General features: G+C 60.0%; 12 protein-coding genes. 11 read left to right on the top strand and 1 reads right to left on the bottom strand.

The genetic code is table 11. From position 1 onward, the window contains the following. Window positions 1-10: 10 nt before the first annotated feature. Window positions 11-910 (top strand): NAD(P)-dependent oxidoreductase, encoded by a 900-nt coding sequence (locus JNN07_02635; GenBank protein ID MBL9166622.1) that lies wholly within the window; start codon window positions 11-13, stop codon window positions 908-910. Window positions 911-1,041: 131 nt separating this feature from the next. Beyond that, entirely contained in the window at window positions 1,042-1,353 is a 312-nt protein-coding gene (locus JNN07_02640; protein MBL9166623.1) for a 4a-hydroxytetrahydrobiopterin dehydratase, read from the top strand. Here JNN07_02640 and JNN07_02645 read toward each other — a convergent pair. After that, window positions 1,334-4,093 (bottom strand): hypothetical protein, encoded by a 2,760-nt coding sequence (locus JNN07_02645; protein ID MBL9166624.1) that lies wholly within the window; start codon window positions 4,091-4,093, stop codon window positions 1,334-1,336. The genes JNN07_02640 and JNN07_02645 overlap by 20 nt on opposite strands. 506 nt (window positions 4,094-4,599) lie before the next feature. Between JNN07_02645 and JNN07_02650 the strand changes: the two genes are divergently transcribed. The 9 genes from JNN07_02650 (at window position 4,600) to JNN07_02690 (ending at window position 13,500) form a co-directional block, all read left to right on the top strand. After that, on the top strand, window positions 4,600-4,908 hold the full coding sequence (locus JNN07_02650) for an STAS domain-containing protein (protein MBL9166625.1): 309 nt from the start codon (window positions 4,600-4,602) through the stop codon (window positions 4,906-4,908). Window positions 4,909-4,925: 17 nt separating this feature from the next. After that, on the top strand, window positions 4,926-5,294 hold the full coding sequence (locus tag JNN07_02655) for a response regulator (GenBank protein ID MBL9166626.1): 369 nt from the start codon (window positions 4,926-4,928) through the stop codon (window positions 5,292-5,294). Window positions 5,295-5,310: 16 nt separating this feature from the next. Beyond that, the gene (locus JNN07_02660) at window positions 5,311-7,431 is read left to right on the top strand and encodes a chemotaxis protein CheA (GenBank protein MBL9166627.1); all 2,121 of its coding nucleotides are present in this window, start codon (window positions 5,311-5,313) and stop codon (window positions 7,429-7,431) included. Further along, window positions 7,428-7,955 carry a chemotaxis protein CheW gene (locus JNN07_02665; protein MBL9166628.1) on the top strand — a complete coding sequence of 176 codons (528 nt, stop codon included), beginning with the start codon at window positions 7,428-7,430 and terminating at the stop codon, window positions 7,953-7,955. The genes JNN07_02660 and JNN07_02665 overlap by 4 nt, the downstream gene beginning before the upstream one ends. Window positions 7,956-7,978: 23 nt before the next feature. After that, window positions 7,979-9,778: an MCP four helix bundle domain-containing protein gene (locus JNN07_02670; protein MBL9166629.1), complete on the top strand. Its 1,800-nt coding sequence runs from the start codon at window positions 7,979-7,981 to the stop codon at window positions 9,776-9,778. An 18-nt stretch (window positions 9,779-9,796) separates the two neighbouring features. Then, window positions 9,797-10,705, top strand: a complete 909-nt coding sequence (locus JNN07_02675) for a protein-glutamate O-methyltransferase CheR (GenBank protein ID MBL9166630.1) — start codon at window positions 9,797-9,799, stop codon at window positions 10,703-10,705. After that, window positions 10,702-11,214: a chemotaxis protein CheD gene (locus tag JNN07_02680; protein MBL9166631.1), complete on the top strand. Its 513-nt coding sequence runs from the start codon at window positions 10,702-10,704 to the stop codon at window positions 11,212-11,214. The genes JNN07_02675 and JNN07_02680 overlap by 4 nt, the downstream gene beginning before the upstream one ends. Continuing rightward, the gene (locus JNN07_02685; GenBank protein MBL9166632.1) at window positions 11,211-12,287 is read left to right on the top strand and encodes a chemotaxis response regulator protein-glutamate methylesterase; all 1,077 of its coding nucleotides are present in this window, start codon (window positions 11,211-11,213) and stop codon (window positions 12,285-12,287) included. The genes JNN07_02680 and JNN07_02685 overlap by 4 nt, the downstream gene beginning before the upstream one ends. Before the next feature lie 115 nt (window positions 12,288-12,402). Then, window positions 12,403-13,500 (top strand): hypothetical protein, encoded by a 1,098-nt coding sequence (locus JNN07_02690; GenBank protein ID MBL9166633.1) that lies wholly within the window; start codon window positions 12,403-12,405, stop codon window positions 13,498-13,500. The last annotated feature ends 121 nt before the right edge of the window (window positions 13,501-13,621 follow it).

Here is a 13,621-nt window from a genome sequence, read left to right on the forward strand (position 1 = left end):
GAGAACACATATGGCAGAACGTATTGCATTCGTTGGAGTGGGTCGCATGGGGTCCAATATGGCCCGCCGACTCAAGGAAACTGGATTTGAAATCACGGCGGTCTATGACACCCACCGGCCGATCGCTGAAGCGTTGGCTAAGGAGTTGGGTTGCTCCGCTCCGACGACCTTGGCGGGAGTGACCGCCCTGGCCGACGTCGTAGTCACCGTCGTGACGGATGACAAGGCCATGGTTCGGATTTTTGCGCCGAAGGGGGACAGCCTGCTGGTTGGCGCCAAGGGACGCGTGTTCATCAACTGCGCCACGGTGTCTCCCAAGACCCACGTCGACGTTGAAAAGCTGGCCAAGAAGGCCAAGGCCGCGTCGCTGGAAGCCTGCATGGCCTCCAGCATCACCCAGGCCCGTCAGGGGACCCTCTATCTGATGCTCGGTGGCGACGAAGCCGTTTACAACAAGGTTAAGCCCGTATTGGAGAAGCTCAGCAACTCCATGCGCTACGTTGGGAAATCGGGTCAAGCCGCGCGCGTCAAGGCGTTGGTGAACATGGTGATGAACATCAATACTGCAGGTTTGGCGGAAGGTCTCGGGTTGGGACAGGCGCTGAAGCTGGACCTGACCATGCTGCGTGAGATCTTCTCGCAGACCGGCGCCAACAGCCGGGTGCTGGTGACTGATGGCGAGGACATGCAGAATCGGGATCACAGCTGCTTCTTCTCCGCCTCGCATGCCGCCAAAGATAGCGGCATTGCCCTCAAACTCGGTCAGGAGGCGGGGTTGACCTTGCCGTTGGCCGCCGCCACCAAGAAGCAGTATGATCGCATGGTGAAGGAAGGCCTGGGCGAACTGGACAAATCGGGTATTGCCGAGCTGACGTTCAAAGGGCGTCACAAGTCCAAAAAGAAGAAGTAACCAGGATTCATCGAGGCGGCTCGGTGGAGAGTCGCGAAAGCGGTCGTTGGATAGTTTGAGTCACCGATTAGAACTCCTCCGCGGGCCTGTCCCGCGGAGGAGTTGTTACTTTTCTGAAAGTCATTCTCCTTATGAAACCACTCACTAAACCACAGCTGAAGGCCGCTCTAAAAACCGTTCCCCTCTGGCGCCGCCAAGGCACGACGATTCGGTCCAGTTTCGAGTTCAAGGGCTTTGTTCAAGCGATCAGGTTCGTGAATCAGCTCGCTCGTCTAGCGGAACGCGCCGGGCACCATCCCGATATAGACATCCGCTGGAATCAAGTGCATCTGGTCTTGACGACGCACGACGCCGGTGGCCTGACGGCCAAGGACTTCGCCCTGGCCGCCCAAATTTCAAAGAAGGCCTCCAGCAAGGCCTCTGCTAAGGCTGAAAAAGCCTGAAGTATCTCTCTCGTTCCGAGCTGGTGTTGGTGTAGAAGTTCAAAGTCGACACCTGGCCCGTGACGATATTCACCCAATTGGGTGCCTCAGCGGGACCAAACAGATTCGTGGTGGTTTGGAGCCCATACGCTCCGAACCAGCTGAGCAACTGGGAGGATCCCTCTATTCGCTGCAGCTGCAGCACCAGCCGTGGCACGATGGTGAGACTGACGGGGGTGCGGTTGGTGCTCAGGCATCCTGACTGGGCATTCCTCGCTTCGGCATAGTAGAGATAGGCTCCCGCCACCAGATTGGTGGGCTGGAAGCTATTGGTCCCGGTGGCCAGGGCGACACCGCCGGTCGCGGAGCTGAACCAGTCAACAACCACATTGCCGGTTGGGGCTTGCACCGCCAGCGGCGGTGAAAGGGTTCCCTCGACGGTGTTGGTGACATCTCCCAAGCTGATGGGAACTGCCGGAGCGGGGTTGACACGCACGAGCACGTTATTGCCCGCGATATCCTCCGGAAGGGCCGCACAGTTGGCATCCTGGAGCGCCCGTACGCTGTAGGTGGACAGTCGGGTGGGTTGAACGATTCGATTCGTTGGGCTCGCGAAGTAGGTCGCCACTTCGCCATCCGACCAGGTGACCGTCCAGGGTCCTTGACCGGATAATGTGACTTGAAGCAGTGCCGTATCGCCGGCGCAAATACTACCGCTGGGACTACTCACGGTTACGGTGGGTCGCTCCGGTGTGACGAGAATGGCTTCGCCAGTGAGATCCGCCGGGCGAGCCTGACAATCGCCAGAAGTCAGCGCGGTCAGGAAGAAGCGATTCGTTACCGCATTCCCACCCGCATTGTTGGTGAGCGAGATGAGTCGAGTCACCGGGCTTTGCAGGATGTTCGACTGAACAAATCCGTCCGACCACGTCAGCGTCCAGGGTCCCGTGCCGGTCAAGGTCGCCTGGATCGGGACGGTCTGCCCCAAGCACGGCGTGGCATCCCCGGATACGACCGCCGAAGGGGGGGCACTGAGGGTGATCGTAGCGTTACCTCTCAATTCGGAGGGATCGGCATCGCAGCGTCCATCGGTAAGACTGGTGAGAAATAGGTTGGTCGTCGTCGTCGGGTTGACCACACGAAGCGCGATCGGCCCGTTGGTAATTTGTTGGAAGCCATCTGACCAGACTAAGGTCCACGGTGCGGTTCCGGTCAGCTCCACCGAAAGAACAGCCGCCCCCTCGGTGCAAACCGTCCCGCCCCCGGTGAGGGTTGCTCCGGTTCTCGGATACACGTTCACCAAGCCTCGCCCCTTGAGCTGGGTGACCGAAGCCGTGCATATCGCGTCGACGAGATTCGTGATGGTGTAGCTGAGCGCGGTCGTTTCGGTGGCGCTTGGATTTACCGGGCTCACCAGGCGATTCGTGATCGCGTGGGCAACGTTTTGAACAAAGCCATCCGACCAGCTTATTTCCCAAGGCCCAGTGCCCGTGAGGGTCAGTTGGATCAGGGCAGGCTGGCCACTGCAAACCGTGTTGGTTCCTGTGACCGTCGAGGTCGGCCCGTTTTGCACCCGAACGATGGCTTCTCCTTGTAGATCGGAAGCCTGTGACCGGCATTCCAGGGTAGCAACGGCGCGCAGGGAGTATCGGTTGGTGACCACGGTGGCGGGTGTCTCGTTGGTGCCGCTCACGATTCGAACCACCGGGCTCTGGAGGACATTCGATTGGACCAAGCCATCCGACCAGGTGACCGTCCAGGGGCCAAGGCCGGTCAAGTCGGCTTGGATTTCGGTCGATCCACGATTGCAAATGGTTGCCACTCCGCTGACCGTGCCTCGCGGGCGAGGCAGGACGTCGACGGTTACCAGACCCGTCAGATCCTCCGCCCGAGCGGAACAGTTCCTATCCGAGAGCGCCTTCACCCGATATTCCGTGGTGCCTGCGGGTCTGACGGTTCGTCGGGCCGGACTGGCGGTGGCATTCTCGATCACCCCATCGGACCAGACGACCACCCAAGGTCCCACGCCGGTCAGGATTGCTTGGATGGATGCGGTGCTTCCTTCGCACAGTGTGATATCGCCGCTCACGACTGCGGTGGGCCGAGGTGCCACATTGAGAATCGCGCTCCCCTTGAGATCGGCTGCCGCCGCGGTGCACGACGCGTTGGACAAGCTCCTGATGGTAAAATTGGTGGTGATGGTTCGGCTGGCGTTCGTGTTGATCGCGGTGACTTCCAACACAGCGGGGCTGGTGGTGGCGGTGCTGGTCGAACCATCGGACCAGGTGACAATCCAGGGACCTCGCCCCGTGAATGCCACCCGCAGCTGCTGCGGCTCGCCGCTGCACACATTCGTGGTGATGTTGGAGAGCGTCGCGGTGAGCTTGGGTTCCACCCGAATCAGGACACTTTCACCGAGGTCCTCGACGTTGGCGGTCCCGCTGGCGTCCGAGAGGCCGGTGAGGAAGTAGGTGACGTTGTTGGTGGGAGAGACGATCCGAGTCACAGTTGCCTCGACTGAGGTCTGCTGCACACCATCCGACCAGGTGAGCGTCCAGGGAGCGGTTCCGGTCAGGGCCACGCCGATGGGTGTTGGTTGGCCGGGACAGACCGTCCCGTCACCACTCAGCGTTGCGGTGGGGGTTGCGTCCGCTGCGAGGGTGACGCTATTGGCTGAGATAGGAGGATCCGAGGGGGCGGTCGAACCGCGCCAAGGCATGAGGATAAGGCAGACACATAGGGTGAGTAGGGTTTGCTGCATAACTAGAGGTCACTCGTGTTTGGGGTTAGAACAACAAATGCTCCGCTGATTTGACTGAACCGCAGTGCACTAACCAAAGCTAGCCTCGCCGTCCATCCTAAAAGCGTTTCTAAGCGAGAATGGAGGACGGCTAGCTAGAGGCGACCACCTTCGGGGTCTGGCGAAATCGCAGGCCTCCAAACCAATTCTTGCTAAACCGTTCCCGACACCCTGCCGATTACACAACTTGTTGGGAAGGGTATGGGGTATGACACCAGCTTTTGGGGTGGTGAGTCGTGCTGCCAGTCGGGGGTGGCTGAGTCATCCTGGTAAATGGGGGGCGGCACCATTGTCTTTGTTTAAGCGGGGAGGTATCAATGCGACAAACTTGGGGGAGCAACATTCGGTCCAGGCGGCATCAAGGTAGCGTTCAACCTTTGAAGCGTTGCCCCGCATTGGCCTTACCAGCAGGCGGCGGTTCGAGATACCGGAGCAGTGGAGTTTCTAGACTCAACTAGGTCTGCGTTATGGATCTCACTTTTACGCACAGTTCGGATGGGGCGGTGAAGCTGACGGGCGACCTTGATCTCCACACGGGATTCCTGCTTCGCGAAACGCTTCTGGAGCTGGTCACCTCGAAGTCTGAGATTCGATTGGATCTAAGCGATGTGCGAACCTGTGATTGGGTCACCCTGCAGCTGCTTTGCTCGACCCGAAAGTCCGCTCTCGCCGCCAACAAGCCGTTCACCATCTCTGCGATCTCGCCGGCGGTCGTGGAGGCGAGCGCCGCGATCGGACTTCCTCTGGCGGCACTTTCCGATAACCAAACCACGTGATTCCTGATCTCTGACCTATGAGCAAAACCATCATGACAGCTGACGACTCTGCCAGCATGCGACAAATGATTTCCTTTACCCTTCGCAACGCAGGTTTCGAGGTGGTGGAGGCGATGGATGGGAAGGAGGCCTTGAGCAAACTGGACGGCGCCCCCCCGGTAGGCATGCTGATCACTGATCTGAACATGCCAGAAATGGATGGCATCGAGCTGATCAAGCGGGTTCGGGCACTGCCTCAATACAAGTACGTTCCGATCATCATGCTCACCACTGAGTCTCAAGATGACCGAAAGCAGGCGGGCAAGGCCGCAGGTGCCAGCGGTTGGATCGTGAAACCCTTTCGCAGCGAGCAACTCGTCGCGGTAGCGAAGAAGTTTCTACCCTAAGCCCAGCATCGCTCTCATGTCGCAGCCCAATCCCGCCATCACCTTTCTTCAGGAAGCCGACGATCTGCTCGGGCTGATCGAGGAAGTCGCGCTGGAGGTGGACCCGCTGGCGCCGGACGCCGAGGATGTGAACCGTTTGTTTCGCGCCTTCCACACGATCAAGGGATCCGGTGCCATGTTCGGATTCGATGCGGTCGCGGCCTTTACACACCACGTTGAAACGGCTTTGGATCGGGTGCGCGAGGGACAGCTTGGTCTCTCGCAGGAGCTGATCGGTTTGGTTTTGGCCGCCAAGGATCATATCAAGTTTCTGCTGGATCCGGCACCAGCACCGTCGTCCGGCTCGGCCGATGAGAGCGGTAGGATTATCGCTTCGCTGAATGGGCTGTGGAATCCCGGTGGCGCCTCGGTTCTCCGGAACGATACTCTCCCAGCTCCGCCCTCGGCTACGATCCCGCCTCCCCCGACGGGCATTCGCCCCCGGGAGAGCTTTCAAATCCAATTTCGTCCGGACCCGGCGTTGTTGCTGAGCGGTACGAGTCCGGTTGCACTGCTCAAGGAGCTGCTAGCCTTGGGCGATGGTACCCTCGTGGCCAAGTTGGAGGAAGTTCCTGAGCTCGCCTTGCTTCAGCCGGATCAATGCCACTTTGCCTGGGATATCCATCTCAGCACTGACAAGGGCCTGAATGCCATTCAGGATGTCTTCATCTTCGTTCAGGACGGTAGCACGATCCTGATCGAACCGGTCCCTCCGTCGGCCAAGGGCGCGCTGATGGTTCAGATTCCGGAAACGAGTCCCCGCGCAGCTTCCCAGCCAAATCCGGCCGCGACTGCTCCAGCCTTAGGCCGAACGGAGGGTCGGTCGGCCTCCACCCCCAAGACCTCCGCCGTTCCGACCGGGGTGGGAGCTCGCAAAGCCCCCGGGAAGGACAACACAGTTCGCGTCCCATCTGAAAAGCTCGACCACCTGGTCAACCTGGTGGGCGAACTGGTCATGAACCAGTCTCGGCTTAGCCAGGCGGCATCACGATTCGACTCCCCGGACCTCGCCGTCCCGGTTGAGGAAATCGAGCGCCTGGTGTCCGAGTTACGGGACGATGTACTCGGTATCCGCATGATGCCGATCGGCTCCACCTTCAACCGCTTCAAGCGGCTGGTTCACGATCTCTCCGCCGAGCTCGGGAAAGAGATCGACCTCCTCACCGAAGGGGCTGAAACGGAACTCGACAAGACGGTGCTCGATCAGCTGGGTGATCCGTTGGTTCACCTCATTCGCAATAGCTTGGATCATGGGATCGAAGCGGCGGATGTTCGTCAAAAGAGGGGCAAGCCTCGCCGCGGAACCATTCGTCTGGCGGCCGCTCACACGGGGTCCAATGTGGTCGTCACTATTCAAGATGATGGCAAGGGCCTGGATACGGCTGCGATCCGAGCCAAGGCCGTCGAGAAACAGCTCATACCGGCGGATGCCAGTTTGAGCGATAAGGAGATTTTCAATCTGATCTTCCTTCCCGGCTTCTCCACCGCCCAACAGGTGACGAGCATCTCCGGCCGGGGTGTTGGCATGGACGTGGTGAAGCGGCAGATTGATGCGCTTCGCGGATCGGTATCCATTGCTAGCGAAGTGGGTGTAGGCACCACGATAGCTCTCACGCTGCCTCTGACGCTGGCGATCATCGATGGGTTGCTGGTCGAGTTGGGGGGGGATCAGTTCATTATTCCGATGTCGATCGTGACCGAGAATGTTGAACTGCTGCGCCACGAGCGGAGCCGGAATAACGGCCGCAACGTCGTCGCCATCCGAGGTGAGCTGGTGCCCTATCTGCGGCTGCGGGAGGTGTTCGACGTTCGTAGTGCCGAACTCGACTTGGAGAAGATTGTCATCGTCCGCCATGAGGACCAGCGCGTGGGACTAGTGGTGGACCGAGTCCTGGGTAGCCACCAGACCGTCATTCAATCCCTGGGCCGGTTCTATCGCAATGTCGGGATCGTCTCCGGTGCGACCATCATGGGCGATGGACGAGTGGCGCTGATCTTGGATCTAGTCGGGCTCATCCAGTCGGCCCGCACCCGCGGCGCCGGCCCCGCGCAACGCTCCTCTTCTGCTCCCCATCTCGGCACCTCACCTTTACCATGAATCCAACCACTTCCTCATCCGTGTCAACCTCCTCGATCTCCGCGACAGCTGAGTACATCACTTTCAAGCTGGGAGATGAACTTTTCGCCATCAATGTCGCCCAGGTGCGCGAGGTGCTGGAGCTTCCCCAGATCACGCGGGTGCCCACGGCGCCTGATTACATGCGTGGGGTCGTCAACGTTCGCGGCAAGGCCATCCCGGTCGTGGATTTGCGGCTGAAGTTCGGGCTGCCTCAGATCCCGGAGACGGTGAACAGCCGCATCGTGGTGATGGAACTGGATCTCGAGGGCGAGGTTACCGTCGTGGGAGGTATCGCGGACAGTGTTCACGAAGTCATTGAGCTGGAGCCGGCGCAGATCAGTCCGCCGCCGCGGATCGCAATGCGTTGGCGCTCCGAACTGATCCAGGGGATGGGCCGGCGCGGCGACCAGTTCATCATTCTGCTCGATATCAAAGCGGTGTTTTCCTCTAACGAACTTTTCTTGCTGCAAGATCCGTCGGATACGGCGGAAGTCAGCCACTAAACCCCACCTAATTTCCTATTCCCATGAAACTCACCATCGGCAAACGTATCGGTCTGGCCTGTGCCGGCCTTTTCCTTCTCACCGCCACCGTCGGGATCCTGAGCTTAATCGGCCTGTCCAGAACCAAGCAAGGGCTCGAAACCGTCTACAACGATCGGGTGGTGCCACTCAAACAGCTCAAAACCATCTCGGACAACTATGCCGTCTACGTCATCGATGCCCTGAACAAGGGCAATGCCGGTACGCTGACCGCTGAGCAAATGCTTACCTCGATCAATGAGGCGGTTGGAAAATCCAACGTCGACTGGAAGGCTTACATTGCCACCAAGCTGACCGACGAGGAATCCCGGATGGTTGAGGACACGAAGAAGCTGCTCGCTCAGACCGAACCCCGGCTGGCGGAAGTGGTGACTTTCTTAAGTCAAAAGCGAGGGAAGCTGGCCGGCGAACTCAATGCCTTTGACGGGCCGCTGTACGATGTGATCGATCCCCTGACCTCGAAGATTGGTGAGCTGGTGGACTTGCAGCTGCGGGTTGCCCAGGAGGAGTATCAGGCGGCGAATGCTCGATACGACCGTGCTCATCTAACCGTGGTGGTCATTCTGGTCGGCGGCATCCTCCTGGGGGGCTTTGCCTGCGTGCTCATCACGCGCTCCATCACCGTTCCCATGCGCTCCGCCGTTGATCTTGCCAATGACATCGCGGCCGGCGATTTCAGCAATCAGCTCAATTTCAAGCGCAATGACGAGGTGGGTGAGCTGTGCGATGCCTTCAATCGCATGACGAGCAATCTGCGTGCGAGCGCTGCCGCTGCGGAGACCATCAGCCAGGGAGATCTCACCGTCCAGGTTCATCCGCTCTCCGATCGTGATGCGCTCGGCAACGCCCTCGCGAAGATGCTCGAGAATTTGCGCAGTGTGGTGGGTGAAGTCAGCCAGGCCGTGAGCAACGTGGCCTCGGGGAGCGAGCAACTCAGCGCGACCGCCCAACAGTTGTCGCAAGGAGCCAGCGAGCAAGCGGCCTCCGCTGAGGAAACCACCTCCTCCATGGAGCAGATGACCTCGAGCATTCAGCAGAACGCCGACAACGCCCGGCAGACGGACAAGCTCGCCTCCAAGGCCGCCGAGGATACCCGATGCAGCGGCGATGCGGTGGTGCAGACGGTCACAGCGATGAAGGACATCGCGGAAAAGATCACCATCATCGAGGAAATCGCCCGCAAGACCGACCTGCTCGCCCTGAACGCCGCGGTCGAGGCCGCCCGGGCCGGCGAACACGGGAAGGGTTTCGCAGTGGTGGCTTCTGAGGTTCGCAAGCTGGCTGAGCGCAGCCAGACCGCGGCGGCGGAGATCAGCAAGCTAACCGTGGAGGGGGTGAAGGTGGCCGAGGGGGCCGGGCAGCTCCTCACCAAACTGGTTCCGGATATTCGGAAAACAGCCGAGTTGATTCAGGAGATCAACGCCGCCAGCGCGGAGCAGGGCACAGGCGCAGGCCAGGTGAACAAGGCCATCCAGCAGCTCGACCAGGTCATCCAGCAGAACGCCGCCGCGTCTGAGGAATTGGCCTCAACGGCCGAGGAGCTCTCCAGCCAGGCTGAGCAGCTGCAGGCAAGCATCGGGTTCTTTAAGGTCAACACCCACAATCGGACGGCCGCCTCCGGGCTCGGGTCGGCGCGGGCGGCCGCAGCGGCCAAGCCGAAGAGTGCCAGGTCTGAGTCTGCGTCCTCGCCGGCTCGCGCCGCCAAGACGACGGGCAAGTCGATTGATTTGTCGGATCCGAATGCCGAGTCGGATCAACACGACAAGGAATTCACCAGCTACTAAACCACGCACCCTCAAACCATGCCCGCTCGTCCAAATGTGAAGGTTTCGTCGGGAGGGAATGGCCAGCCTGAAGCGGTCGCCCTGAACGATGCGCTAAACCTGTCGGCGGACAATTTTGCCCGCTTTGCCGAGTTCATTACCCGTGAGTTGGGAATCATGATGAATGAGAGCAAGGTTTCGATGCTGCAAAGCCGGCTGATGCGGCGGCTGCGGCATCTCGAACTCGATTCGCTGGACGACTATCAGGATTACCTCTTCAATTCGCCGAACGCGGAGGAGGAGCGCGTTCACTTCATTGATGCCGTCACGACCAACAAAACGGATTTCTTTCGCGAGCCCCGGCATTTTGAGTATTTGACCCGAACCGCGATGCCCAATCTCGCCCTCCAATACGGAAAAGGCCCGAACTGGCGCTTCAAGCTCTGGTGCGCCGGGTGTTCCACGGGCGAGGAACCTTACACTCAGGCGATGGTCCTGGGGGAATACGCCCGCGAGAGGAGAGGGTTCGATTTTGTTGTGCTTGCCACCGACATCTCCACTCGCGTGCTGGAGCAGGCCAGCGCGGGGATCTACGAGGAGGCTCGCATTGAGCCTGTGCCCGAACCGTTACGCCCGCGTTACCTGATGCGGAGCAAGGATCCGGCACAGGGATTGGTGCGGATCGTTCCCGAACTGCGTCGCCGCATCCACTTCCATCGGTTGAACTTCATGGATGGCAATTACAACGTTAAGGACGAGTTCGAAGTGATCTTCTTTCGGAACGTGATGATCTATTTCGACAAGCCGACGCAGGAGTCAGTGATCAACAAGCTTTGCCGCAACCTTAAGCCCGGCGGGTATCTTTTCGTGGGACACTCGGAATCACTGGCCGGTTTGAACATCCCCGTGACCCCGGTCGCGTCCGCCGTGTTTCGGAAGCCTTTATGAAGGCATCGAAGCTACCCCAGCTTCACCTTAAGCCCGGCGAACTCATTCTTTGCCGGGAGCCTAGCATGATTGTAACCGTGCTCGGATCGTGCGTCTCCGTCACCATGTTTCACCCGCGATCCCACCTCGCCGGGATTTGCCACGCGATGCTGCCGGACGGCCGTCCCGGGGCCGCCGGTGACCAGGAGGCATGCCCCTACCGGTATGTCAGCGAGGTCGTCCCGCGCATGTGCGATCATTTCCGGCAAGCCGGACTCAGGCCGGAGGAGATCGAGGTGAAACTGTTCGGGGGCGGCAATGTCATCAGCATGTCAGAAGTCCCCTCCCGCGAACGATGGATCGGGAACGCCAATGTGCGTCGGGCTCGGGAACTGCTTAAGCAAGCCGGGTTCACCATTCACGCCTCCAACGTCGGGGGAACCGATGGCAGAAAAATTCTATTCAACACCGCGACCGGGGAGGTGATGCACAAACATCTCGGTCATCGGAATCCAACTCGCTTGCCATGAATAAACCCAAGATCCGAGTGCTGGTGGTAGACGACTCCGCGACCGTCCGACAGAGCCTGAAGGAGATTCTCGAGACGGATCCATCCATTGCTGTGATGGCGACTGCGAGCGATCCCTACATGGCGGTTGAGCGGATCCGCGAGGAGGTTCCCGACGTCATCACCCTCGATGTTGAGATGCCGAGGATGGATGGTATCACCTTTCTGCAGCGGATCATGAGCCAGCACCCGATCCCGGTCGTCATCTGCTCGACGTTGACTGAGAAAGGGTCGGAAACCGCCATCGCGGCCCTGGAGAAGGGCGCCGTCGACATCATCACCAAACCGAAGCTGGGCACGAAGCAGTTCTTTCAGGAGTCGTGTGTGCACATTTGCGACGTGGTGAAATCAGCCGCCCTGGTCCGCGTGCGGGAAAGGCGTGCCGCCGCTCCGGCGCTGCAGGTGCAACCCAAGCTCTCAGCCGACTCAGTCATCGCCAAAGCCACCTCGCAGGCCATGATCCAGACCACGGAGAAGATCGTTGCTATTGGCGCATCGACCGGCGGCACCGAAGCGCTTCGGGAGTTCCTCCAGGCTTTGCCCGCCGATTCGCCCGGCATCGTGATCGTGCAGCACATGCCGGAAAAGTTTACCGCCAGCTTTGCTGCACGCCTGAACGAGCTCTGCGCGGTAACAGTGAAGGAGGCCGCGGACGGGGATTCCGTCATCCGGGGCCAAGTCTTGATTGCCCCAGGCAACAAGCACACGCTGCTGAAGCGTAGCGGCGCACGCTATTTCGTCGAGGTCAAGGACGGCCCCCTCGTCAGCCGCCATCGGCCGTCTGTCGATGTCCTGTTCCGATCTGCCGCACGATATGCCGGGAAGAACTGCGTAGGCGTCATCATGACGGGCATGGGTGACGATGGCGCTCGCGGAATGCAGGAGATGAAGGAGGCCGGAGCACTGAACATCGCCCAGGACGAGGCGAGCTGTGTAGTTTTTGGCATGCCCGCCGAGGCCATCAAGCATGGGGGTGTCAGCAAGGTGTTGCCGTTGTCCACGATTGCCGACGAAGTGGTGCGACTCTGCTCCTGACTCATGATCATCCCCAGCAACTATTCTCCTTGCTAGAGTGCGGGGTGATAGGCTTATTTTCGGTTCATTGACCTCCACGCAGGAACCCTAATGTGGAAGCCGCGGCATCGGGCCTATGAATGAACCTGTCCATACCTCCGATACCAAGAAGTCACCAAGGCATTGCTCTCTAAACCGACGTCGATTTCTTTCGGGCCTGGCCGCCGTGGGGTGGTGCTCCCAGAACTGGTTGGTTCCTCACGCGGCGGCGCTCGATAAACCGGAACCGTTTGTCCAGACCGTCACTGGTCCCATCCCGGCGGCAAAACTGGGCCGTACCCTCGTGCATGAGCATGTGATGTGCGACTTTGTCGGCGCCGGGCAGACGGGGCGTCACCGGTGGGACGTCGACACGGTGGTCAAGCGCATGCTTCCCTATTTGCGAGAGCTTCGCGACCGCGGTTTCACCGGGTTCGTCGATTGCTCGCCGGCGTTCATCGGCCGCGACCCTCGGGTGTTGAAGCAGCTCGCCGAGGCAACCGGCCTCCACCTGATCACCAACACCGGTTATTACGGCGGGGCTAACGACAAGTTTGTGCCGCCGCATGCCTACGATGAGTCCGCCGACCAGCTCGCCGGGCGTTGGACGGCGGAGTGGGAGCGCGGTATCGAGGACACGGGCGTCAAACCCGGCTTCCTGAAGATCGGGGTCGACGAGGTTAAGGGCGACTCTGTTCGGCTGTCGGAGATCGATGAGAAACTGGTTCGCGCCGCGGCTATTACCTCAGGTCGAACCGGACTCAGCGTGACGTGTCATACCGGTGGCGGACCTGCCGGTCTGGCCGCAACCCGGCTTTTCGCGGAGCAGGGGGGAATGCCGTCCCGGTTTGTCGTCGCTCACTCAGACAGCCATGGACTTTCTTTTAACCAACAGATTGCCGAATTGGGAGCCTGGGTCTCCTTCGATGCGGTCAGCCGCCGCCCATTGGAGCAACACCTCAAACTGGTGGCTGCCCTGCTCGAGAAACACGCCGGTCGGCTCCTTCTGTCCCAGGACAACGGATGGTACAACGTAGGCCAGGAAGATGGGGGCGAGGTGCGGGGATTCACCTATCTCAACGACACGTTGTTGCCCGCACTCCGAGCCGCGGGCGTGGCCCAGGCTGCGATCGACCGACTCACGATTCAGAATCCCGCCCAGGTTCTGGGGATCACACCGTTGAAACCGCGGTGAGCGCGAGACCCCGCTGCCTCCGTTGCTCTGTATCGGCCGGGAATGATTTAGCAGATCCTCGCTCCTTCGGATGAGGTCCTGATTTCATGACATCTAATACCAAAGGTCCGAAGCGGCTGTA

It is taken from the genome of Verrucomicrobiales bacterium (assembly GCA_016793885.1).
Taxonomy (GTDB): domain Bacteria; phylum Verrucomicrobiota; class Verrucomicrobiia; order Limisphaerales; family UBA11320; genus UBA11320.